Here is a 21,056-nt window from a genome sequence, read left to right on the forward strand (position 1 = left end):
CCCGCCCGGCTCAGACGCAGTCCCGCGGGATCACCGAGGTGTAGATCTTCGTGGCCACGCGCCTCGTGCCCTCGTAGGCGTCGAGCGTCGCGTGCAGGTGGAAGTCGGTCGCCGTGGACGTGAGCACCGTGTGGGTCCTGGTCCGCACGGACCAGTCGCCGCGTGCGAAACCCATCGTCCACACCGCCTCGCCCCGGACCGAGTCGTGGTCGTCGCCGACCCGGCTGTAGCACTCCTGCGCGCGACGGGTCACCTCCAGGCCGATGTCGTCGAGGCGCACCGTCCCCAGGTCCTTGACCACGTTCAGCGAGGACTCGTAGTTCACGAGGTCCTGGTTCAGGTCCCACCGTTCCTCGCCCGCCTCGATCCGGCTCGTCGTGACGGGGGCGGTGCCCTCGGGTTCGCCGAAGGGCGCCACCTCGCGCCCGTCGCCCCCGCTTTCGGCGGGGCGTACCGGAAGGTGGACGCGGGTGTGCTCCCCCTGGAACACGGAGAGGGTCACCGGTTCGGGCGAGGGCCACACGAGCGGCCAGTAGGAGGTGGAGACCGAGATCCGCACCCGGTGCCCGGCCGGGAAGGCCTGCGCCACACCGTTGAGGGGGACCGAGACGCGGTACCTGCGCCCCGGCACCAGCCTCTGCGGCCTCTCGTGACCGCTGGCGTGGGTGAGGTTCAGCAGCCCGTAGGTCACCCGCGTGGCCTGCCCCTTGGGCGTGACGTCGCTCAGCCGTACCGCGACCATCGCGTCGGGCCGGTCCACGGCGAGTTCGAGTTCGACCACCGCGGAGCCGAGGATCTCCAACCGCTCGGGGAGCGGCACGCTGTCGAAGACGATGGAGCCGCCGTCGTCCTCGCGCTGGTCGTAGGGCAGGTCCGGAGGGGCGTTGTAGGAGCACCACTTGCCCGCGTGCTGTCCCGTGGACAGCGGAGAGGACAGGGTCAGGGCGTCCTCCCTCCTCTCCCGCTCCCCCTCTCCGAGCACCCGGCCGGCCCCCAGCGAGCGTGACTCGAACACGATGTTCGGTGACGGCCACTCCCGCTCACCGACCCAGCGCCCGGGCCGATCCTCGTAGGCGGTGGAGGGGATCACGCTCTCCTGCATCCAGGCCCGCAGGGCGGGTGCGTCCATCACGTCGTTGTCGACGCCCTTGAGCCAGCGGTCCCACCAGCGCACCATCTCCTGGAGGAAGCCGATGGCGGGGCCGGGCTGGCCCAGGTGCGGGTACTTGTGCGACCAGGGACCCAGCAGCCCGAGGCAGGGAACCCCCAGACCCGCCAGCAGCCGGAAGACCGAGTTGGAATAGCCGTCCGCCCAGCCGCTGACGGCCATGACGGGCACCTGGATCGCGCCCAGGTCCTCGATCACCGAACCGTGCCTCCAGTACGCGTCCCGGTGCTGGTGGCGCAGCCAGGTGTCGAGCCACAGGCCGCTGTGCTCCAGCCGCTCGTGCCACATGTCGCGCCAGCGTTCACCGACCAGGGCCGGATCGGGCGGGCAGGAGTTGTAGGCGAACATCGTGGAGGCCCAGGACAGGTTGTCCCCCAGCAGGCACCCGCCCATGTAGTGCACGTCGTCGGAGTAGCGGTCGTCGGTGGAGCAGGCCGTCACGATCGCCCGCAGGCTCTCCGGTCGCCGCGCGGCGACCTGGAGGGCGTTGAACCCGCCCCAGGAGATGCCCATCATGCCGGTACGGCCGTCGCACCAGGGCTGGTCGGCGAGCCAGGCGAGCACCTCCTCCGCGTCCAGGAGCTCGCGTTCCAGGTACTCGTCGGTGAGCACCCCCTCGGAGTCACCGCTGCCGCGCAGGTCCACTCGGACGCACGCGTACCCGTGCCCGGCCATGTAGGGGTGGTGCACCGAGTCGCGCTGCGCGGTCAGATCGCGCCTGCGGTACGGGATGAACTCCAGGACCGCCGGCACCGGGGCCCCCTCGCTCCCCACCGGACGCCAGATCCGCGCGGCGAGCCGGACCCCGTCACTGATCGGGATCAGGACGTACTCGTCCTCGCGGATCTCGTGGGGCAGGTCACTGACGGTCCTCATCACCGGATCCCCCCGTATCGGGCCTCGTCGTCGGTGTCACGGATCGTGAAAGGCAGCTCCGCCACGCAGGCCCGGTACCTGCGCTCGCACTCCGCGCTGTCCTCTGCGCCCACGAACACGTGGGCCAGCTCGAAGCTGTAGCTGTCCTGGATGGGCAGGTCGGAGAGCCACTGGCCCTGGCGTGCGACGATCTCCACCTTCGTCCCCGGCGCCGTCTTCTCCGCGCGCGCGACGTCCTCGGCGGTGGGCACCGCCGCGACGAAGCCGTCGCGGAAACGGCGTAGGAACCACTTGGCGGCCACCGCGTACCGACCGTCGCGTTCCAGATCGGGTTCCTCCCCCAACGCGACCCTCAGACAGATCTCGTGGTTGGACACCCCCCGCACGAGCTCGAACAGCCGGGCGTGCGACTGGGAGTGGCGCGGATTGATCTCCAGGAGCCGGACGGCGCCGCTCCGCGGGTCGTGGAAGTACTCGATGTTGAAGGTGACGTCGTCCAGGCCGACACGGGATACCACGCGCTCGGACAACTCGGTCAGGCGCGCGCCGACCTCTTCGGACACCGTGGACGGGTACTCGTAGCGCAGGAAGCTCGACGTGCCCGGATAGCGGTGGGAGTCGACGATCCCGTAGACGTGGGGAACACCGTCACGGACGTAGCCCTCGACGGTGAGCTGGTCACCCGTCGCCTCCTCCTCGGCCAGGGCGGCCGTGCCCCCGCACCCGGCGACCTCCGGGGGGAGCCTCAGCAGGTCCATCACCCACTGGAAGGACGCGCCGAGGCGTCCGGCGCCCGCCCTGATCCTGTCCATCGCCGCACGGAACTCGTCGTCGTCGGCCGCGCGGAAGGCCAGCTCGGAGGAGAACGACTTCACCGGCTTGACCCACAGCGGGTAGGACAGCCCCTCCGGTTTGGCCGTGGCGTCGAGGCCGACCTCGGCGAACCGGGGAACGGCCTCGGGGATGACGGCGCACTGTTCCAGACGGCTCCAGTACTTGTGCTCGCACCGGATGACGGCCTCCAGGGGCGCGCACGACAGCCCCCGCTCGCGGCAGAGCAGCGGCACCAGCGAGCTGACCGGGAAGTCCCAGAACCCGATGACCGCGTCGACCCTGCCCTCGAAGGAGTCCAGCCTCTTGGCCGCCAGCGCGAGGACTCCGGGCACGTCCACCTCCCGGTGCTGGCCGATCTCGTCGAGGTCGAGCAGCGGGAGGAAACGGTAGCCGCGGTCGGCGGGCAGCGAGAGCAGGACCTCCCGGTTCTGTTCGTCGAGTCCCAGGACGAAGACGTTCGTGGTCATCGCGCACCTCCGGCGGGGTGGTGTCAGCCGATGGCCACGCCCCCGCACCGGAGGTCGTCTGCCCGGTGCGCCCGGACACCGGCGCCACCCACTCCTACCTGTGAGGATGCCCCTCTCCCCCACGGGTCCCGGTCAGGCTGCGTGGGGTTTTGCGAACCTTTACCGGCCGCGGGTCCAAGCGGGACGGCGCGCGGCCCTACCGGGGGACCAGGGACACCCCGGCCCACAGTTCGCGCGCCGGCGAGGCGTCGCTGGCGTGCAGCAGGTCGTCGGTGTCCCACACCTTGACCGCGGTGGCCTCGGCCGTCACCGCGGGCCAGCCCGGGTCCCCCGTGGCGGCGAAGTCGCGCCAGGCCGCGACCATCCGCCCCGACAGCGCCCGGTGGGCCTCCGTGGGCTCGCCGCCGAGCAGGAACCGCCCGAAGTCGGTGTCCAGGTTGCCGAACGCGAACGGCAGGTCGAAGGCGTGGCAGGCTCCCAGGCGCCCCTCCATGGCGGGGCTCTCCGCGGCCAGCCGGAAGAAGTGGGCGCGGCCCCCGGCCGCGGCGTGCGCCTCGGCGAAGCGCACCGTGTACTCGCAGAACAGCGCGTCGCCCTGGATCGCGGCGAACAGCTCGCGCAGCGTGGCCCCGGGGTGCACCGACCGGTAGGCGGCCACCGCGTCCTCCCCCAGCCCCAGACGGGATGCGGTCACCGCCAGGGAGGACTCGTCGTCGATCTCCACGCTCTGCCCCAGCTCGGTGAACAGCCGGTACTCGTGGGCGTTGTGGCCGACCAGCAGGTCCACCCCCGAGGCGGCGCCGCGCGCGACCGCCTCCAGCGGGGCCTCGGGCAGATCGGGCCCGCCGACCACGGGCGCGAAGCAGGTGAAGGGCTTGGTGCGCACGCCCCCCGAACCCCTGGCAGGAGCGGAGTCGAGCACCGCGTCGGTGGCCTCCAGCAGCTTCTCCGGCGCCAGCGCGGCCAGGGCGTCGGCCTCCGGCGGCACGCCCGCGGCCGCGGCGATCCGCTCCGAGACCAGCCGAGCGGTGTCCGCGGTGAGCATGTCCCCCGGAACGCTGTGCGCGATCGCGCGCCGGAAGAGCCCACGGGCCCGCGGCGAGGCCATCAGGCACGCGACCGAACCGGCACCGGCGGACTCCCCCGCCACCGTCACGTTGTCGGGGTCTCCCCCGAAGACGGAGACGTTCTCCCGCACCCACCGCAGGGCGGCGGCCTGGTCGAGAAGGCCGCGGTTGTCGGGGTGCCCGGGTACGTGGCCGAACCCCTCGAAGCCCAGCCGGTAGTTGATCCCCACCACGACCAGGCCGCTCTCGGCGAGCCGGGTGCCGTCGTAGGTGACTTCGGAGGCCGCTCCGACGATGTAGGCGCCCCCGTGGATCCACACGAGCACGGGGGCGCGGTCACCCTCGCGGGCGGCGGTCCACACGTTGAGCGACAGGCAGTCCAGGGACGTCTGCGGGGTCCAGGGCGCCGCGCCCAGGAGCTGGTTCCCCTGCGGGGGCGGCGGGCCGAAGGAGGTGCAGTCGCGGACGCCGTCCCAGGGGGCCGGGGGCGCGGGGGCGGCGAAGCGTTCTTCCCCGAAGGGTGCGGCGGCGTAGGGCACACCCCGGTAGACGGCGACCCCGCCGCTCTCGGAGCGCGGCGAGGTGGTGCCCCGGATCCGTCCGGCTGCTGTCGTCACTGTGTGCTCGGCGTCCACGTGCGTCCTCCCCATCGGTGCGCGGCACCCCACACCTAACAACGTTAGGCAGACGGGCGCAAGACCCCGGCGACGGCCGCGCGGCGCCGCACCCGCCCGCGACACCCGTCCGATCAGCCGGGACGCCGTGGGCTCCGGAGGCCGACCGACGGGTAACATACCACCTGGTCGGTATGAACAGACGAAGGAGAGGTCGCCCATGCGCGCCATCCAGATCACCGAGTTCGGCGGACCCGAGGTCCTGAACCTCACCGAACTGCCCGATCCCGAGGCGGGGCCCGACGAGGTCCTCGTCGACGTCACCCGCGCCGGGGTCAACTTCGCCGACACCCACCAGGCCGAGAACAGCTACCTGGCCCCCGCCACGCTTCCGCTGGTCCCGGGCATGGAGATCGCCGGACGCACCCCCGACGGCCGCCGCGTGGTCGCCCTGACCACCAGCGGCGGCTACGCCGAGAAGGCCACCGCCGCCGCCGACATGGCCTTCGACATCCCCGACGGGGTCTCGGACGAGGACGCGCTCGCCCTGATCGTGCAGGGCGCCACCGCCTGGGTGCTGCTGCGCAGGTCCGTACGGATGGACCCGGGCGAGTCGGTCGTGGTGCACGCGGCGGCCGGCGGCGTGGGTACGCTCGCCGTCCAGCTGGCCAAGCGGTTCGGCGCCGGACGGGTCGTCGCCGTGGCCAGCAGCGAGGACAAGCGCGCGCTGGCCACGGAACTGGGCGCGGACGCCGTCGTGGACTCCTCCGCCCCCGACATGACCGAGGCGCTGATCGGGGCCAACGGCGGTCAGCGCGTGGACGCCGTCCTGGACATGGTGGGCGGCCGGGTCACCGACCAGAGTGTGCGGGCGCTGGCTCCGTTCGGGCGCCTGGCCTTCTACGGAATGGCCTCGCGCGAACTGCCCAGTCCGGTGCAGCCCGCCAACCTCATGCGCTTCTCCACCAGCGTGAGCGGCATGTGGCTGCCGCACGTGTGGACGCTGCCGGGCGACGTGATGAGCCGGGCGATGGCCGAGCTGTTCACCCTGGTGGCCGAGGGACACCTGAGGCCTGTGCTGGGCGGCGCCTACCCCCTGGGGGAGGCCGCGCGGGCGCACGAGGCGCTGCGCTCCCGGGGAACCATCGGCAAACTCACCCTCGACACCACCGCATAGAGAACCGCACAGAAAAGCGCCACCTTTACCTCGTAGATCACGAAATGTCCGACGTGTCGGATTTCGTCGGTCTCCATGCGGACCGGCGCGGGCGCGGTGGGCGCCGCGCCCGCGCCGGTCCGCCACGGCAGCCGCGGGGGAGCTCCGCGCGGGCGGCCCTACTCGTCGGCGGTGCGGTAGACCAGGTCGGCGTAGTCGGGGTGGCGCTGGATCCACCCCTTGACGAAGGGGCACAGGGGCAGCACCGCCAGACCCCGCGGACGCACGTCGTCCAGGGCCTCCCTGACCAGGGTTCCGCCCAGGCCGCGCCCCTCGTAGGCGGGGTCGATCTCGGTGTGGGTGAAGGTCACCAGCTCGTCGGTGAGGATGTACTCGGCGAACCCGGCCACCTCCCCCTCGACCCTGATCTCGTAGCGTTTCCGTTCCCGTACGTCGACCACGTCGGTCGTCATGGAAGCCCTCACTTTCCGGTCCGCGGGGGGACGTCGTCGGCCCGCGCCGCCATTGTCGCGCCTCGGCGTCCCTTTCGCCCCTTGCGGCACGCACCTCCCCCGACATAGAGTCGCCATGCCATACCGACCAGTCGGTCTAAGGAGAGCGGAATGACATCCCGGTTCGGCGGGCGGACCGCCATCGTCACCGGTGCGAGCCGGGGCATCGGCCTGGCCATCGCCCAGCGGCTCGTCGACGAGGGCGCGCGCGTGTGCGTCACGGCGCGCAAGCCCGAGCCCCTCAAGGAGGCCGTCAAGGCCCTGGGCGGACCCGAGCACGCCATCGGGGTCCCCGGCCGGGCCGACGACCCCGAGCACCAGGACGCGGCCGTGGCCGCCACCCTGGAGGCCTTCGGCAGCGTCGACATGTTCGTCAACAACACCGGCATCAACCCGGTCTACGGGCGGATGGTCGACCTGGACCTGAACGCGGCCCGCAAGATCTTCGAGGTCAACGTGCTGTCCGCGATCTCGTGGACGCAGAAGGCCTACCACGCCTGGATGGCCGAGCACGGCGGCGCCGTCGTCAACGTCTCCTCCGTGGCCGGGACCAAGCCCGCCCCCGGCATCGGCTTCTACGGCGCCACCAAGGCGACGCTCATCCACGTCACCGAGGAGCTGGCCGTCGAGCTGGGCCCGGGGGTCCGCGTGAACGGCGTCGCCCCGGCCGTGGTCAAGACCAGGTTCGCCTCCGCCCTCTACGAGGGCCGCGAGGAGAAGGTCGCCGCCCAGTACCCCCTGGGGCGCCTGGGCGAACCCGGGGACGTGGCGGGAGCGGTGGCCTTCCTGCTCTCCGACGACGCCTCCTGGATCACCGGCCGCACCCTCGTCCTCGACGGCGGCGTGACCCTCACCGGAGGCGTGTGACATGGAGCTGAACGACACCGGAGCCGTCGTCACCGGCGCGGGCAACGGCATCGGCGCCGCGATCGCGCGCAGGCTCGCCGGGGCCGGGGCACGCGTGGTGGTCAACGACCTGGACGCGGGCGCGGCCGAGGCCGTGGCCGCCGAGATCGGCGGAGTGGCCGTCCCCGGCGACGCCGCCGGTGAGGCGGGCGTCACCGCGCTCGTGGCCGAGGCCGGGGCGCACCTGGGCGGCATCGACCTGTACGTGGCCAACGCGGGCGTGGGCGTGGGCGGCGGCCCCGAGGCCCCCGAGACCGACTGGGACCTGGCCTGGCAGGTCAACGTGATGGCCCACGTGCGCGCCGCCCGCGAGCTGGTGCCCGGCTGGCTGGAGCGCGGGCGGGGCCGCTTCCTGACCACCGTGTCGGCGGCGGGCCTGCTCACGATGCTGGGCAGCGCGCCGTACTCGGTGACCAAGCACGCCGCGCTGGCCTTCGGCGAGTGGATGTCGGCCACCTACGGCGACCGCGGGATCACCGTGCAGTGCGTGTGCCCGATGGGCGTGCGCACCAACCTGCTGGAGAGCAGCGGCGACACCGGCAGGGCCATCCTGTCCCCGGAGGCGATCACCCCCGAGGAGGTCGCCGACGCGGTGATGGTCGGCCTGGCCGACGAGCGCTTCCTGATCCTGCCGCACCCCCAGGTCGCCGACCACTACGCGGCCCGGGCCGACGACACCGACCGCTGGCTCGCGGGGATGCGCCGCCTCCAGGCCAGGGTCTTCGAGGGGCAGGCGTGAGCGGCGAGCACACGGACGAACTCCCGGGCCTGGACCTCACCAGCCTGCGCGCCTACCTGGACGCGGCCGCGCCCGGCCTGGTCGCGGGTCCGTTGGAGGGCCGGGTGGTCGCGGGCGGCAAGTCCAACCTGACCTACGTGGTCACCGACGGCACCGGCAGCTGGGTGGTGCGCCGCCCGCCGCTGGGCCACGTGCTGGCCACCGCGCACGACATGCCCCGCGAGTACCGGGTGATGAGCGCGCTGCGCGACACCGCCGTGCCCGTCCCCCGCACACACGTGCTGTGCGAGGACACCGGGGTGCTGGGCGCGCCGTTCTACGTCATGGAACACGTGGCGGGCACCCCCTTCCGCACCCGCGACGAGATCGCCCCGCTGGGCGCCGGGGCCGTCCGCGGCGTGGCCGAGGCGCTGATCGCCACCCTGGGCGAGCTGCACGCGGTGGCGCCCGAGGAGGTGGGGCTGGGCGACTTCGGCCGCCCGCAGGGGTTCCTGGAGCGCCAGGTGCGCCGCTGGGGCAAGCAGCTGGAGGCCTCTCGCAACCGGGACATTCCCGGCATCGACGAGCTGCACGGGAAACTCGCCGCGACGCTGCCCGAGCAGTCGGCGCCCGCGATCGTGCACGGCGACTACCGCCTGGACAACGTGCTGGTCACCTCCGAGGGGCGCATCAACGCGGTCCTGGACTGGGAGATGGCCACGCTCGGCGACCCGCTCGTGGACCTGGGCCTGATGCTCGTCTACCAGGCGCAGCCCGTGGGCGTGGGCGCCGCGCCCGCCACCTCCGCCGAGGGCTACCCCTCCCCCGAGGAGCTGGTGGGCATGTACGCCGCCGCGACCGGCCGCGACGTGTCCCGGCTGGGCTGGTACGTGGCCCTGGGCTGCTTCAAGCTCGCGGTGATCGCCGAGGGCATCCACTTCCGCCACAGCCAGGGGCTGACCGTCGGGGCGGGCTTCGACCGGGTCGGCGAGATGGTCGCACCCCTGGTGGAGCGCGCGCACACCATGCTCAAGGAGGACTGAAATGGACTTCGCCCACGACGAGGAGACCGAGGAGCTGCGCGAGCGGCTGCTCGCCTTCATGGACGAGCGCGTCTACCCGGCCGAGGCGGTGCTGGAGGAGCAGCTGGCCGCGCGCGGGGACCACTGGTCGACCGCGCCGGTGGTGCGCGAGCTCCAGGCCGAGGCGCGCGGGCGCGGGCTGTGGAACCTGTTCCTGGCGGGCCACCCCGAGCACGGCGGCCTGCCCAACCTGCGGTACGCGCCGCTGGCGGAGATCACCGGACGCAGTCCGCGCCTGGCCCCGATCGCGCTCAACTGCGCCGCGCCCGACACCGGGAACATGGAGGTGCTGACGATGTTCGGCACCCCGGAGCAGCGCGAGCGCTGGTTGGAGCCCCTGCTCGACGCCAGGATCCGGTCGGCGTTCGCGATGACCGAGCCCGCGGTGGCCTCCTCCGACGCCACCAACATCACCACCAGCATCGTCCGCGACGGCGACGAGTACGTGGTCAACGGGCGCAAGTGGTACATCACCGGGGCCCTCAACCCCGAGTGCGCCGTGTTCATCGTGATGGGCAAGACCGATCCCGGCGCCGAGCGGCACAGGCAGCAGAGCATGGTGCTGGTACCGCGCGACACCCCCGGGCTGACGGTCAGGCGGGGCATGACGGTGTACGGCTACGACGACAGCGACCACGGCGGCCACGCCGAGGTGGTGTTCGAGGACGTGCGCGTGCCCGTCTCGAACCTCGTCGGCGGCGAGGGCGAGGGGTTCGCCATCGCCCAGGCCCGGCTGGGGCCGGGCCGCATCCACCACTGCATGCGCGGCATCGGCATGGCCGAGCGGGCCCTGGAGCTCACCTGCCGCCGGGTGCTGGACCGCGTGGCCTTCGGGCGGCCGCTGGCCGACCAGGGCGTGGTCCGCGAGTGGATCGCCGAGGCGCGCGTGGCCATCGAGCAGCTGCGGCTGCTGGTGCTCAAGACCGCCTACCTGATGGACACGGTGGGCAACAGGGGCGCGCACACCGAGATCCAGGCGATCAAGATCGCCACCCCGCGCACGGTGGAGTGGATCCTGGACAAGGCGATCCAGGCGCACGGTGCGGCCGGGGTCAGCCAGGACCTGCCCCTGGCCGGATGGCTAGCGGGGGTGCGGTCGCTGCGGCTGGCCGACGGGCCCGACGAGGTGCACCTGCGCTCGCTGGGCCGAGCGGAGCTGCGCAAGTACCGCAAGTAGTGCTTCCTTCCGGGGCTCCTCGCCCGGGAAGCGCGGGAGGGGTCGGACGCGGGCTGCGCGTCCGGCCCCCTCGCCGTCAGGGTCCCCGTGCTCAGGCCCCGGGGCGCAGCCCCGCCACGAGCAGGTCGGCGAAGTGGCGTCCCACGTCCTCGCCGCTGAGAGCGCCGCCCGGGTGGTACCAGGTGCTCAGGTGGTGCACCGAGCCGAAGAAGTAGTTCACCACCAGGTCCGCGGAGACGTCGGCGCGGAAGACTCCCTCGTCCTGCCCCTGGGCGACCATGTCCCGGAAGATCTCGTGGTAGCGGCGGCGCTCGGCGCGCACGGCGCGCTGCTTGTCCTCGCTCAGCTGGTGCATGGAGCGGAAGAAGATGACGGTGTCGTCGAGGTTGGCGACGCTGGTGACGATGACGTCGGCCGCGGCGGCGTGCACGCGGTCGGCCACCGGCTCGTCCCGGGAGGCGATCCGCACCAGGTGCTCGGTCTGCATGCGCAGCACGCGCGCGTAGACCTCGTAGAGCAGGTCGTCCTTGGAGCCGAAGTAGTGGTACATGGCGCCCTTGGTGACGCCAGCGGCGGCCACGACCTCCTGCACGGAGGTGCCCTCGTAGCCGTTGGAGGCGAACAGGCGCGTCGCCGCCCCCAGGAGGCGCTCGGGCACCGACCTTGTCGGTGTGTCGGCCTCGGCCGTCTGCTGTCCTCGCGCCATGTGCTGCCCCACCTCGTGCCCCGTCAGTCCCGGAAATACCGGCCGGGACAGCATACCGACCGGCTGGTACCCGACGCCACGCACACACGTGCCGCTGCTCACACCACCCGCAGGTCGACCTTGCGCCCGTCGGGGTCGGTGAGCACGCGGCGCCCCGGTTCCAGGGGCGGGACGGCGCGACCTCCGTGCACGGTGAACCCGAGGCGCACCGCGCCCGTGGAGCGCTCGGCGGTGGCCGGGTAGATCTCGACGACCATGCCGTCGGCCAGCTCGGCCGCGTGGTGCTCGGGCCCCGAGCCGTGCCGCTCGCGGACGAAGCGCAGACCGAGCCCGGCGTAGAAGGCGCGGCACTCCTCGACGCGGTCGGTGTAGAGGACCAGGAGCGTGGCGCGCGGGAGCGCCGCCCCGGAGCACTCGTCCTCCTCCGCGCCCTCCTCCAGGATCCGCCGGGCCCGGGCGTACTTGGCGCGCAGCCGCCGGACCTGCTCGACGGGCAGCAGGGCCAGGCGGCGCTCGTCGGAGTTGTGGGCGTTGTCGGCGAGCTTGACCAGTCTGCCCAGCGGGTCGGCGGCGGCGCGGCGCACCATCTCCTCGTAGGGCTCCCCCGCGCGCCGGGTCACCGACTCCACCGCGCGCACGACCTCCTCCGGACAGCCCCTGGCGCGCAGGTCGTCGGCGGTGAGCGGGGTGTCCTCCAGCACGTCGTGCAGCGCCCCGGCCGCCTGGGCGCGCTCACCGTGTCCGGTGAGCAGGTCGCGCACCGCGAACACGTGCTCGGTGTAGGGCCGACCGGCCCGGTCGACCTGCCCGGCGTGGGCCTCCTCCGCCAGGCGCGAGGCCTGTTCCAGCATCATCACCACCGTCTTCGCCCCTCCCCGCGTCACGCCGACCGTATCGGGCGCGGGGAGGGGCTGCCCTCAGCCCTGCACGAAGTTGTCCCCGTACTCCTCCGAGGGCGCGACGGGTGTGATGACGTCGACCAGGACCCCGCCGGGGTCGGCGACGATGAAGTGCCGCTGGCCGAAGTCCTCGGTGCGGATCCCCAGTTCGGGGCGCAGGCCGCCGCGCACCACCAGGCGCTCCCACTCGGCGTCCACGTCCTCCACCTCGAAGTTGAGCAGCAGGCCCTGGACGGGCCTACGGTAGCCCTCGGGGACGGTGGGGTGCCCGGGGTCGAGCAGGGCCAGCTCGTACTCGGGCGGGCCGGGCCTGCGCAGACTCACGTACCAGTCGGCTGCGAAGGTCTCCTCGAAGCCGAACAGACCGACGTAGAAGTCCCGGGACTCGGCCAGCCGGGGCGTGCCGACCACCGGATAGAAGCTGTTGAGCCGCATGGCCCCACCTTTCACGTACCTTCGGTATGTGAGGGTACGCTATTGGCATACCTTCGGTATGTCAACAAGGGGGAGGTACAGGACATGGCCGCGGAACCGGGAAGCCGCGCCCGGCAGCGGGAGCGCACCAGGCGGGTCCTGCTGCGCGAGGCCCGCAGGCTGTTCGCCGCGCACGGGTACGGCGGGGTGGGGCTGGCCCGGATCGTGGCGGACTCCGCGGTCACCAAGGGCGCCCTGTACCACCACTTCGAGGGCAAGCCGGACCTGTTCCGCGCGGTCCTGGAGGAGGTGCAGTCCGAGGTCGGCGACGCCGTGGCGCGGGCGGCGGACGCGCACCCCGACCCGTGGGACCGGCTGACCGCCGGGTGCCGGGCCTTCCTCACCGCCAGCACCGCGCCGGACGTGCGGCGGATCATGCTGGTGGACGGTCCCGCCGTCCTGGGCTGGAGCGCCTGGCGCGCCCTGGACGAGGCCGCGTCGGCCCGCCACCTGGCCGAGGCGCTCTCCGCGCTGGTCGAGGCGGGCGTCCTGGAGCCGCGGCCGGTCGCGCCCGCGGCCCACCTGCTCTCGGGGGCGATGAACGAGGCCGCGCTGTGGCTGGCCGACAGCGACGACCCCGGGGGTCTGGAGCAGGTGTGGGCGGCGCTGTCGCCCATGCTGGAGTCCCTGCGCCGTCCCTGAACCACGGGCGCCCCCCGTCCGGCGCCGGGCGGGGGGCGGGGGCGGGCCAAGCCCTCGGGCGGGGCCCGGAACGCCCCGTCCCAGGCGCTATCGTGGCCCCATGGCGGAGAGCACGCAGACGGACGAGGACACGCGTTTCCGCGACGACTTCGTCGGGCGCTTCTCCGAGTACTGGCAGTCCCAGGGCCGTCCCCGCGCCGAGGGGCGCATCGTGGGCTACCTGCTCGTCGCCGACCGCGAGGCGGTGAGCGCCGAGGAGATCGCCGACGGCGCCCGGGTCAGCCGGGGGTCGGTGTCGCAGTCGGTGCGCCGCCTGCGCGAGATGGGCTTCGTGGAGCTGGTCGCCTCCCCCGGGCGCCGCTCGCGGTTGGTCGCCATGGACGAGGACGTCTGGGGCGGGTTCCTGCGCAACGAGCGCTCCTACCTGCGGCGGCAGAGGGAGCTCGCGGCGTCGGCCCTGGAGCGCCTGCCCGGCCTGAGCCCGCCCGCGCGCACCCGGCTGCGCAACATGTACGACTACATGACCTGGCTGGACGACTACCACGACACCCTGCTCTCCTCCTGGGAGGAGTACAAGGCCCGGCGGGCCTGAGGGGGTCAGGCCCGCCCGTCGCCCGCCACCGCCCGGGAGCCGCTTCGCGGAGGGCGGAGCACCCCCAACCGACGCCTCCGGCTCAACACCTCCTCTCGTGCGGGATGACCAGCGGCGTGCGGGTGCGCGGATCGGGCACCACGTCGCAGGGCAGCCCGAACACCTCCTCCACCAGGCGGGCGGTCACGACCTCCTCCGGAGGGCCGTCGGCGACCACCCTGCCCGCCTCCATCAGCACCAGGCGGGTGGCGAACCGGGCGGCCTGGGCCAGGTCGTGCAGGACCGCGACCACCGTGCGCCCCCGGCGGTGCAGGTCGGCGAACAGCTCCAGCAGGTCGTACTGGTGGGCGATGTCCAGGTAGGTGGTGGGCTCGTCCAGCAGGAGGACGCCGGTGTCCTGCGCCAGGACCATCGCCACCCAGGCCCGCTGGCGCTGGCCGCCCGAGAGCGAGCCCACCTGGGTGTCGGCCAGGTCGGCCAGTCCGGTCAGCTCCAGCGCGCGCCCGATCGCCGTCTCGTCCTGGGGGCTCCACTGGCGCACCAGCGTGTGGTGCGGGAAGCGGCCGCGGGCGGCCAGGGCCCGCACGGTGATGCCCTCGGGAGCGGTCGGGCTCTGCGGCAGCAGCGCCATCTGGCGCGCGACCGCCTTGGCGCGCTGGCCGCGCACGTCCCTGCCGTGCAGCAGCACCCGCCCCGAGACCGGCTTGTTCACCCGGCCCAGGGCCTTGAGCAGCGTGGACTTGCCGCAGCCGTTGGGGCCGACGATGACGGTGAACTCGCCCTCGGCCACTCCCAGGTCGAGGTCGCGCACGACCGGTTCGGCCCCGTATCCCAGGGTCAGGCCCTCCGCGGACAGCACCAGACTCACAGCACACCCTTTCGCCATTCACGAACCAGCAGACAGCCCAGGTAGACGCCGCCGAGCCCCATGGTGAAGACGCCGACCGGCAGCCCGTCGCCGACCGGGGACTGCTGGACGGCCAGGTCGGCCGCCACCAGCAGCAGGGCCCCGACCAGGGCCGACAGCACCATGTTGGGGCCCGGCGCGGCGGAGAGCCGGCGCGCGATCTGCGGTGCGGTCAGCGACACGAACGCGATCGGACCGGCCACGCTCACCGCGGCCGCGGACAGCACCACCGACAGCCAGACGGCGGCGGTGCGGGTGGGGGCGGCCCGCGCGCCGAGGGCGTCGGCGAGTTCGTCGCCCATCTCGTTGACGGAGACCGGTCCGGCCAGCGCCGCCACGAGGGGCAGCGCCAGCAGCAGGACCGCCCAGATGGTGGTGGCGTGCTCCCAGGAGCGGGCGCCCAGGCTGCCGTTGACGTAGGCGGACAGGACGCTGGCCTGGTCGCGGGCCATCACGGACACGACGAAGTGGGTGAAGGCCTGTGCCATGGCGGCCACCCCGATGCCCGCCACGATCAGGCGGCCGGGGTGGCGCAGCCCGGTCCCGGTCACCGTGGCCACGACGGCCATGGCCAGGGCGGCTCCGGCCAGGGCGCCCAGCGGCACGGGGAGCACCCCGGGCAGGACGAGGGCGGCGAAGGCCGCGCCCGCCCCCGCACCGGCGCCGAGGCCGATGACGTCGGGGCTGCCCAGGGGGTTGCGGGTGACGGACTGGAAGAGCGTGCCCGCCAGGCCCAGGGCGGCGCCCGTGCCCGCGGCCACGGCCAGGCGGGGACCGCGCAGCCGTTCGAGCACGAAGGTCTCGGTGGCCTCGCCCCCGCCCGTCAGGACGGCGGGCAGGCGGGTGAGGGGCACGCCGAGCCTCCCGAGGGCGAGCGTGGCGGCCGCGGCGGCGACCAGCAGGAGCAGCAGCCCGGCCGCCCACAGCAGCGAGCGGGGGTGGACGGGCAGTGCGACCGGGCCCAGCCTCAGCACGGGCTGGGAGGCCTCCAGGGGACGGGTGTGCCCGTGCTCGCGCCGGGCCGGGGCCGTCGGGGCCGGGGTCGTGCGGGTGGTTCGGGTCATGGGGTACTCCGCATCCTGCGGACCGCGTACAACAGGACGGGCGCACCGACGAACGCGGTGACGACGCCGACCATGAGTTCGGTGGGGCGCACGACGGTACGGCCGACGACGTCGGCGAGCAGCAGCAGGGTGGGGCCCACCAGCAGCGCGAAGGGCACCTGCGCACGGAAGTCGACGCCGACCAGGGCGCGCACCACGTGCGGCACGGCCAGGCCGACGAAGGCGATGGGCCCGGCGGCCGCGGTGGCCCCCGCGGCGAGCAGGGTCCCCGCGACGAGCCCCGCCGAGCGGGTCCACACCGTGTTGGCGCCGGTGGCGATCGCGGCCTCCTCACCCAGGGCCAGGGCGTTGAGGCCGCCGCGGACCACGAACGCGAGCAGGACGCCGACGCCGATGACCGGCAGCACGGACAGGATGACGTCGTAGCCGCGCCCGGCCAGGGAGCCGACCACCCAGTAGCGGTAGCTGTCGAAGGTCTCGGGCAGGCTCAGGGCCACCGCCTGGACGTAGGCGGTGAGCACGGCGGAGACCACCGCGCCCGCCAGGACCAGGCGGACCATGCCGCCGTCGCCGCCGCGGCTGCCCACCGTGTAGGCGGCCAGCCCCGCGACCAGGGCCCCGGGCAGCGCCCACCAGACCGTTCCGGTGACCGAGGTGGGACCGAACAGCGCGGTGGCCGTGACCACCGCGGCTGCGGCCCCGGCGTTGACGCCCAGCAGGCCGGGGTCGGCGAGGGGGTTGCGGGTGACGCCCTGCATGAGGGTGCCCGCCAGGGCCAGGGCGGCCCCGGCCACCACCCCCAGGACGGTGCGCGGGTAGCGGCTCTCCACCACCGTGGTGGTGAAGGAGTCCGCCCCGCCGGTGAGCGCCGCCCACACGTCGGCGACCGGTGTGGGTCTGCTGCCCATGACGAGGCTGAGCAGGACCGCCCCCGCCAGGGCCGCGACGCCCGCACCGAGCATGAGCGCGGTGCGGGCGGGACGCGTGCGGGGCGCGGCCGCGGATGTCTTCGCCCTGACCATGGAGGGGCTAGTTCCCGATGTTCTGGGCGGCCTCTTCGATCATGGGCACGTAGCGGTCGATGACCCAGGGGACGGTCAGCGGGTTGATGATCGAGGAGGCGGTGACGAAGGAGTTGTCCTCGGAGGCGACCACGGCGCCGCTCTCGACGGCGGGGATGGCCGCGTACAGCTCCTGGGCCTCGATCTCGGCGCGGGTCTCGGGGTCGGTGTAGAACGTGAAGAGCAGGTCGCTCTCGGAGAGCTGGTCGGCGTTCTCCAGGCCGATGATCGCCGAGTCGGTGCCCTCGGTCTCGGGGAAGGTCTCCACGACCGGGTCGACGGTCAGGCCCAGGCCGCGGACCATGGCCACGCGCTGCTCGTCGGGCAGGAACACGCCGAGGGTGCCGGGGCCGTCGGTGTAGACGTAGGAGAAGGTCAGGTCGGCGAACTGCTCGTTGGCCGCCGCGGCCTCGTCGAACTGCGTCTCGATGTCCTGGATGAGGCCCTGGGCCTCCTCGGGCTGGCCGAGCGCCTCGCCGATGATCTCGATCTGCTGGTCCCAGTCGGTGCTCCAGGGCAGCTCGGGGTAGGCGACCGTGGGGGCGATGTCGCTCAGGATGTCGTACTGCTCCTGGGTGACGCCGGACCAGGGGGCGAGGATGACGTCGGGCTCCAGCTCGATGATCGCCTCGAAGTCGATGTCGTCTGCACCGGTGAACTGGGCGGGCAGTTCCTCGCCCGCCTCGGTGACCGCCTCGTGGATCCACGGCAGGTAGCCGGTGTCGTCGCTGCCCCACTCGTAGCTCTCGACGCCGACGGGCACGACGCCGAGGGCGATGGCGGTCTCGGCGGAGCCCTGGCCGAGGGTGACCACACGCTCGGGCTGTTCGGGGATCTCGGCGGTGCCCAGGGCGTTGTCGATGCTGACCGGGAACTGGCCGCCGGCGGTGCCGCCGCCGCTCTCACCGTTGTCCTCCTCCGTACTGCCGCACGAGGTGAGGCCGACGGCGAGGAGGGCGGTGAAGGCGATGCCGCTGACACGGCGAAGGGTGGAGGCCATGCTCACACTGCTTTCTTCGTCACGGGGAGCGGCCACGCCGTGTTCCGGCGGGCCGTTTCCGCGCATGGGGCGCCCCGAGGGGAAACATGGAGGACAGAACGGGAGGATCCCGGCAAAACCAAGGTTAGTCTAACCTCACTCGGTTCGGATTTCAAAAGTTCTGAACTCCGGACGCGGACCCCGCACGCCTCTCCCTGCCTCCGCCTGACACACCCTTGACCTGCCATGGAGCTTGTCCGACCTCTCCTCGGGAAGTGCCTCTAGAGGCAACCACCAACGCGAGGAGCACCATGATCGCCAAACTGTCCGAGATGGGTGTCACGTCCGAGATGGCCTACGGAGCCGGGCTCGCCTCCATCGGGCTCAGCTTCCTGAGCTGGACCGCCTCCCTGAAGAAGGAGGAGGGGACCGGGCTGGCCCGCGCCGACCGCTGGGGGATCTTCATCGGCGAGTGGGCGCCCACTTTCTTCGCGGTCGGCGTCGCGCTTCGGCTGGAGGAGTCCACGAAGAAGTAGGGCCGCGCCGTGGCGTCCGGGGACCCGGACGCGACGCGGGCGGACGGGTCGCGCGCCCGGTCGGAGCAGCTCCGGCCGGGCGCGACGCGTGTCCGGCCCCGGGAGGCGTGGGGACCCGGTACCCGGCGCGGGGGCCGCCGCCACCCGCGGTCGCCCGGTTGTGGACACAGGGCTTCGCGCCTCGCGTGGACCGTGGCCGCGGGGCGGAGTTGTCCACAGGAGGTCGGGGACAGGTTGGCGGGCGCCGCTGGCCGGGCATACGGGAAGCGACACACACGACGAGGGGGATCCCATGTGCCTGAACGGAACCGGTGAGACCGTCCGCTCGCGGAGCGGCGAGGCCGGGTCGGGACCCGCCGGACCGCCCGGTTCGCCGGGCCAGCCGCGCCCGTGGCCCACGGGCTTTCGCAGGGTGGCCGACCTCAGCCACGTCCTGTCGCCGACGATGCCCTCGTGGGGAGAGGACAAGCCCCGGCGCGAGAGCCTGGGCGAGCCGGTGCCCGAGGGCGAGTTCGGCTTCTACCTGCAGCAGTGGACGCTCAGCGAGCACTCGGGCACGCACCTGGACGCGCCGGGGCACGTGATCGGCGGCGGGCGGCTGGTCCCCGACATCCGTCCGGACGAACTCCTCGCCCCGGCGGCGGTGATCGACATCCGCGCCCGTGCGGCCGAGGACCCCGACACCACGGTGACGGTGGACGACGTGCTGTCCTTCGAGCGCGCGCACGGACGGATCCCGGCGGGGGCGGCGGTGCTCATGCACTCGGGGTGGAGCGCCCGGTGGGCGCGGGGCGACGACGCGGTGCGCGGGGTGGCCGCGGACGGCTCCTGGCACTTCCCGGGGTTCGGCCCCGAGGCCTGCGAGTTCCTGATCGAGCGGCGCGGAGTGGTCGGGGTGGGTGTGGACACGCTGAGCACCGACCCGGGCGACTCCACCGACTTCCCCGCGCACGAGGTGGTGGGCAGGGCCGACCGCTGGGGGCTGGAGTCGCTGACCGGGCTGGAGCAGCTGCCGCCGAGCGGGGCGCTGATCAGCGTCGGGGTCATGCCCGGTCTGGACGCCTCCGGCGGGCCCAGCCGGGTCCTGGCCATGTGGTGAAGCGGTCCCGGCCCGCGTCAGGGAGGTCAGCAGCCCTCGACCCGGGGCATCGCCCCGCCTTCGGGACGCCACTCCAGCAGCATGATGGTGGCGTCGTCGGTGAAGCTGCCGCGCTGGTGGTCGTGGATGGCGTGGATCAGGCGCCGCAGCGTCTCCGGGGCGGGTTCATCGGCGGCGGTGGCGCGGATGATGGAGTCGGCGAACCGTTCGAGGCCGAACATCCGCCCCTGGCTGTCGTGCGCCTCGGTCACCCCGTCGGTGTAGAGCAGGATCCGGTCACCGGGTTCGAGCAGGACCCGGTGCACGGTGCGCGGTTCGGCCTCGCCGAGCACACCGCCGAGCCCGAGCGGTACCTCGGGGGACCGCTCCAGGGCGTCCTCCAGCAGGCGGCCGCGCCGCAGGAGCAGGGGCGCGGGGTGGGCGCAGTTGACCCAGGTGAACTCCCCGGTGGACAGGTTCAGGGAGGTGAAGACGGCCGTGCAGAAGCGGTCGGGGGGCCAGGAGGTGAGTGCCCTCTCCACGCTGTCGGTCAGCTCGGCGAGGTCGGCCCCGTTGCGCCGGGCGTTGCGGACCCCGGCCATGGCCACCGAGGCGGTCAGCCCGGAGGCCAGGTCGTGCCCCATCGCGTCGAGGATGGCGGCGTGCAGGGTCTCCTTGGTGATCGAGTGGTCGAAGGCGTCGCCGCCCAGCTGGTAGGCGGGTTCGAGGACGGCGGTGGACACGCCCCGCGAGGTGCCCAGGGTGCGGGGCGGCAGGAAGGCCCGCAGCATCTCGGTGCGCAGGTCCATCGACTGGGTGCGGGTGTGGCGGACGTAGGTGTCGCTGTAGGCGCGTTTGGAGGTGACGACCAGGGCCAGCAGTGAGGCCAGCGCGTGGCAGCGGCGCAGCGTGGACTCGTCGAGCACGGGGGCGCTGATGTGCACGACCCCCATGCGGTCGGCGCCGTCGCGCAGGGGCAGCCACAGGCTCAGCTCACCGTCGCCGCCCTCGACCAGCCGCAGTGTCTCGGAGCGGTAGGCCTCCCCGGCCACGCTGGAGTCGACCTTGAGCGTCGGGCCGCCGAGCAGCGGGACGAGGAGGCGCTGTTGCAGGTCGACCAGGTGCACGGAGATGCTGCTGAGTCCGATCCGCTCGCCGTAGCGGCCGGCGGCTTCGAGGACCTCGATCGGGGCGCACCCGTGCACGGACCTGACCAGATCCTCGAACAGCTGCTCGGCCCCGGCGACCGGGGTGGTCGTGTCGTCCATGTGCCCACCTCCCCCAGCAGTCTCACACCACGGGCGCGGGCGGGAGGGTTGCGGCGGGCCGCGTGTCCCGCGGCGGGGCGGTCTTTACCCGGAATCAGGCAGAGCGGTCGCGGCGCTCGCCGTCCCGGTCGGAGCGGATGCGGGGAACGATGGTGGGGTTGACGTTGTCGATCACCGTCTCCCGCGTAATGATCACCTGACCCACATCCTCACGAGAAGGCACCTCATACATCACCGACAACAACACCTCCTCGATAATCGCCCGCAACCCAC

At 73.1% G+C, this 21,056-nt stretch carries 21 protein-coding genes and 2 pseudogenes; 9 read left to right on the forward strand and 14 right to left on the reverse strand.

The genetic code is table 11. The annotated features are described in order from the left end of the window. Nucleotides 1-10 precede the first annotated feature (10 nt). From FYW99_RS15015 to FYW99_RS15025, 3 genes are all read right to left on the reverse strand, one after another. Nucleotides 11-2,044 carry a CocE/NonD family hydrolase gene (locus tag FYW99_RS15015; protein WP_150252646.1) on the reverse strand — a complete coding sequence of 678 codons (2,034 nt, stop codon included), beginning with the start codon at nucleotides 2,042-2,044 and terminating at the stop codon, nucleotides 11-13. Continuing rightward, nucleotides 2,044-3,345, reverse strand: coding sequence for an ATP-grasp domain-containing protein (locus tag FYW99_RS15020; protein ID WP_150252647.1), 1,302 nt, complete (start codon nucleotides 3,343-3,345; stop codon nucleotides 2,044-2,046). Before FYW99_RS15020 ends, FYW99_RS15015 begins: the two co-directional genes overlap by 1 nt. Nucleotides 3,346-3,541: 196 nt before the next feature. Then, on the reverse strand, nucleotides 3,542-5,047 hold the full coding sequence (locus tag FYW99_RS15025) for a carboxylesterase/lipase family protein (RefSeq protein WP_150252648.1): 1,506 nt from the start codon (nucleotides 5,045-5,047) through the stop codon (nucleotides 3,542-3,544). Nucleotides 5,048-5,246: 199 nt separating this feature from the next. Here FYW99_RS15025 and FYW99_RS15030 point away from each other — a divergent pair, with 199 nt between their 5' ends. Then, nucleotides 5,247-6,203, forward strand: coding sequence for a quinone oxidoreductase family protein (locus FYW99_RS15030; protein ID WP_150252649.1), 957 nt, complete (start codon nucleotides 5,247-5,249; stop codon nucleotides 6,201-6,203). Between the two features lie 158 nt (nucleotides 6,204-6,361). Here FYW99_RS15030 and FYW99_RS15035 read toward each other — a convergent pair whose 3' ends face one another. Beyond that, nucleotides 6,362-6,655, reverse strand: a complete 294-nt coding sequence (locus FYW99_RS15035) for a GNAT family N-acetyltransferase (RefSeq protein WP_150252650.1) — start codon at nucleotides 6,653-6,655, stop codon at nucleotides 6,362-6,364. Nucleotides 6,656-6,805: 150 nt separating this feature from the next. On the opposite strand from FYW99_RS15035, the gene FYW99_RS15040 reads away from it, so the two are divergent. From FYW99_RS15040 to FYW99_RS15055, 4 genes are read left to right on the forward strand one after another with little or no spacing between them, the layout of a single operon-like run. Beyond that, nucleotides 6,806-7,561, forward strand: coding sequence for an SDR family oxidoreductase (locus tag FYW99_RS15040; RefSeq protein WP_150252651.1), 756 nt, complete (start codon nucleotides 6,806-6,808; stop codon nucleotides 7,559-7,561). A gap of 1 nt (nucleotide 7,562) precedes the next feature. Next, nucleotides 7,563-8,339: an SDR family oxidoreductase gene (locus tag FYW99_RS15045; RefSeq protein WP_150252652.1), complete on the forward strand. Its 777-nt coding sequence runs from the start codon at nucleotides 7,563-7,565 to the stop codon at nucleotides 8,337-8,339. Continuing rightward, nucleotides 8,336-9,361 carry a phosphotransferase family protein gene (locus tag FYW99_RS15050; protein WP_150252653.1) on the forward strand — a complete coding sequence of 342 codons (1,026 nt, stop codon included), beginning with the start codon at nucleotides 8,336-8,338 and terminating at the stop codon, nucleotides 9,359-9,361. Before FYW99_RS15045 ends, FYW99_RS15050 begins: the two co-directional genes overlap by 4 nt. Nucleotide 9,362: 1 nt before the next feature. Further along, complete coding sequence (locus tag FYW99_RS15055; RefSeq protein ID WP_150252654.1) at nucleotides 9,363-10,577, forward strand: acyl-CoA dehydrogenase family protein; 1,215 nt, start codon at nucleotides 9,363-9,365, stop codon at nucleotides 10,575-10,577. Between the two features lie 91 nt (nucleotides 10,578-10,668). Here FYW99_RS15055 and FYW99_RS15060 read toward each other — a convergent pair whose 3' ends face one another. The 4 genes and pseudogenes from FYW99_RS15060 to FYW99_RS15070 form a co-directional block, all read right to left on the reverse strand. Continuing rightward, entirely contained in the window at nucleotides 10,669-11,283 is a 615-nt protein-coding gene (locus FYW99_RS15060; protein WP_150252655.1) for a TetR/AcrR family transcriptional regulator, read from the reverse strand. Between the two features lie 98 nt (nucleotides 11,284-11,381). Continuing rightward, the gene (locus tag FYW99_RS32355) at nucleotides 11,382-11,723 is read right to left on the reverse strand and encodes a glyoxalase/bleomycin resistance/dioxygenase family protein (protein ID WP_223839049.1); all 342 of its coding nucleotides are present in this window, start codon (nucleotides 11,721-11,723) and stop codon (nucleotides 11,382-11,384) included. A 162-nt stretch (nucleotides 11,724-11,885) separates the two neighbouring features. After that, nucleotides 11,886-12,137: pseudogene (locus tag FYW99_RS32360) on the reverse strand (HD domain-containing protein); the annotation flags it as partial. A gap of 63 nt (nucleotides 12,138-12,200) precedes the next feature. Beyond that, entirely contained in the window at nucleotides 12,201-12,617 is a 417-nt protein-coding gene (locus FYW99_RS15070) for a VOC family protein (protein WP_150252657.1), read from the reverse strand. Between the two features lie 84 nt (nucleotides 12,618-12,701). On the opposite strand from FYW99_RS15070, the gene FYW99_RS15075 reads away from it, so the two are divergent. Both FYW99_RS15075 and FYW99_RS15080 read left to right on the forward strand, forming a co-directional pair. After that, a complete protein-coding gene (locus tag FYW99_RS15075) occupies nucleotides 12,702-13,298 on the forward strand; it encodes a TetR/AcrR family transcriptional regulator (protein ID WP_150252658.1) in 597 nt (198 codons plus the stop codon). A 100-nt stretch (nucleotides 13,299-13,398) separates the two neighbouring features. After that, nucleotides 13,399-13,890, forward strand: coding sequence for a GbsR/MarR family transcriptional regulator (locus FYW99_RS15080; RefSeq protein ID WP_150252659.1), 492 nt, complete (start codon nucleotides 13,399-13,401; stop codon nucleotides 13,888-13,890). A gap of 82 nt (nucleotides 13,891-13,972) precedes the next feature. Here FYW99_RS15080 and FYW99_RS15085 read toward each other — a convergent pair whose 3' ends face one another. From FYW99_RS15085 to FYW99_RS15100, 4 genes are read right to left on the reverse strand one after another with little or no spacing between them, the layout of a single operon-like run. Then, the gene (locus FYW99_RS15085) at nucleotides 13,973-14,758 is read right to left on the reverse strand and encodes an ABC transporter ATP-binding protein (RefSeq protein ID WP_150252660.1); all 786 of its coding nucleotides are present in this window, start codon (nucleotides 14,756-14,758) and stop codon (nucleotides 13,973-13,975) included. After that, nucleotides 14,755-15,861, reverse strand: a complete 1,107-nt coding sequence (locus tag FYW99_RS15090) for a FecCD family ABC transporter permease (protein ID WP_394350362.1) — start codon at nucleotides 15,859-15,861, stop codon at nucleotides 14,755-14,757. Before FYW99_RS15090 ends, FYW99_RS15085 begins: the two co-directional genes overlap by 4 nt. Beyond that, nucleotides 15,858-16,883: a FecCD family ABC transporter permease gene (locus FYW99_RS15095; RefSeq protein ID WP_150252661.1), complete on the reverse strand. Its 1,026-nt coding sequence runs from the start codon at nucleotides 16,881-16,883 to the stop codon at nucleotides 15,858-15,860. Before FYW99_RS15095 ends, FYW99_RS15090 begins: the two co-directional genes overlap by 4 nt. Before the next feature lie 7 nt (nucleotides 16,884-16,890). Then, a complete protein-coding gene (locus FYW99_RS15100; RefSeq protein ID WP_150252662.1) occupies nucleotides 16,891-17,922 on the reverse strand; it encodes an iron-siderophore ABC transporter substrate-binding protein in 1,032 nt (343 codons plus the stop codon). Between the two features lie 290 nt (nucleotides 17,923-18,212). Here FYW99_RS15100 and FYW99_RS15105 point away from each other — a divergent pair, with 290 nt between their 5' ends. Beyond that, a complete protein-coding gene (locus tag FYW99_RS15105; protein ID WP_150252663.1) occupies nucleotides 18,213-18,437 on the forward strand; it encodes a hypothetical protein in 225 nt (74 codons plus the stop codon). Between the two features lie 292 nt (nucleotides 18,438-18,729). Beyond that, nucleotides 18,730-19,536, forward strand: a complete 807-nt coding sequence (locus FYW99_RS15110; RefSeq protein ID WP_150252664.1) for a cyclase family protein — start codon at nucleotides 18,730-18,732, stop codon at nucleotides 19,534-19,536. A gap of 26 nt (nucleotides 19,537-19,562) precedes the next feature. On the opposite strand, the gene FYW99_RS15115 is transcribed toward FYW99_RS15110, so the two are convergent. Next, nucleotides 19,563-20,783, reverse strand: a complete 1,221-nt coding sequence (locus tag FYW99_RS15115; RefSeq protein WP_150252665.1) for a PP2C family protein-serine/threonine phosphatase — start codon at nucleotides 20,781-20,783, stop codon at nucleotides 19,563-19,565. A 94-nt stretch (nucleotides 20,784-20,877) separates the two neighbouring features. Continuing rightward, nucleotides 20,878-21,056 (reverse strand): annotated as a pseudogene (locus tag FYW99_RS15120) (ATP-dependent Clp protease ATP-binding subunit ClpX); the annotation flags it as partial.

The organism is Nocardiopsis deserti, from assembly GCF_008638355.1.
Taxonomy (GTDB): Bacteria; Actinomycetota; Actinomycetes; order Streptosporangiales; family Streptosporangiaceae; genus Nocardiopsis; species Nocardiopsis alborubida.

Bases quoted from the DNA above. Each gene is read 5' to 3' on its own strand.
- FYW99_RS15015 (WP_150252646.1), bottom strand. From the start codon at position 2,044: ATGAGGACCGTCAGTGACCTGCCCCACGAGATCCGCGAGGACGAGTAC.
- FYW99_RS15020 (WP_150252647.1), bottom strand. From the start codon at position 3,345: ATGACCACGAACGTCTTCGTCCTGGGACTCGACGAACAGAACCGGGAG.
- FYW99_RS15030 (WP_150252649.1), top strand. From the start codon at position 5,247: ATGCGCGCCATCCAGATCACCGAGTTCGGCGGACCCGAGGTCCTGAAC.
- FYW99_RS15035 (WP_150252650.1), bottom strand. From the start codon at position 6,655: ATGACGACCGACGTGGTCGACGTACGGGAACGGAAACGCTACGAGATC.
- FYW99_RS15040 (WP_150252651.1), top strand. From the start codon at position 6,806: ATGACATCCCGGTTCGGCGGGCGGACCGCCATCGTCACCGGTGCGAGC.
- FYW99_RS15045 (WP_150252652.1), top strand. From the start codon at position 7,563: ATGGAGCTGAACGACACCGGAGCCGTCGTCACCGGCGCGGGCAACGGC.
- FYW99_RS15055 (WP_150252654.1), top strand. From the start codon at position 9,363: ATGGACTTCGCCCACGACGAGGAGACCGAGGAGCTGCGCGAGCGGCTG.
- FYW99_RS15060 (WP_150252655.1), bottom strand. From the start codon at position 11,283: ATGGCGCGAGGACAGCAGACGGCCGAGGCCGACACACCGACAAGGTCG.
- FYW99_RS15070 (WP_150252657.1), bottom strand. From the start codon at position 12,617: ATGCGGCTCAACAGCTTCTATCCGGTGGTCGGCACGCCCCGGCTGGCC.
- FYW99_RS15075 (WP_150252658.1), top strand. From the start codon at position 12,702: ATGGCCGCGGAACCGGGAAGCCGCGCCCGGCAGCGGGAGCGCACCAGG.
- FYW99_RS15080 (WP_150252659.1), top strand. From the start codon at position 13,399: ATGGCGGAGAGCACGCAGACGGACGAGGACACGCGTTTCCGCGACGAC.
- FYW99_RS15090 (WP_394350362.1), bottom strand. From the start codon at position 15,861: ATGACCCGAACCACCCGCACGACCCCGGCCCCGACGGCCCCGGCCCGG.
- FYW99_RS15095 (WP_150252661.1), bottom strand. From the start codon at position 16,883: ATGGTCAGGGCGAAGACATCCGCGGCCGCGCCCCGCACGCGTCCCGCC.
- FYW99_RS15100 (WP_150252662.1), bottom strand. From the start codon at position 17,922: ATGGCCTCCACCCTTCGCCGTGTCAGCGGCATCGCCTTCACCGCCCTC.
- FYW99_RS15105 (WP_150252663.1), top strand. From the start codon at position 18,213: ATGATCGCCAAACTGTCCGAGATGGGTGTCACGTCCGAGATGGCCTAC.
- FYW99_RS15110 (WP_150252664.1), top strand. From the start codon at position 18,730: ATGTGCCTGAACGGAACCGGTGAGACCGTCCGCTCGCGGAGCGGCGAG.
- FYW99_RS15115 (WP_150252665.1), bottom strand. From the start codon at position 20,783: ATGGACGACACGACCACCCCGGTCGCCGGGGCCGAGCAGCTGTTCGAG.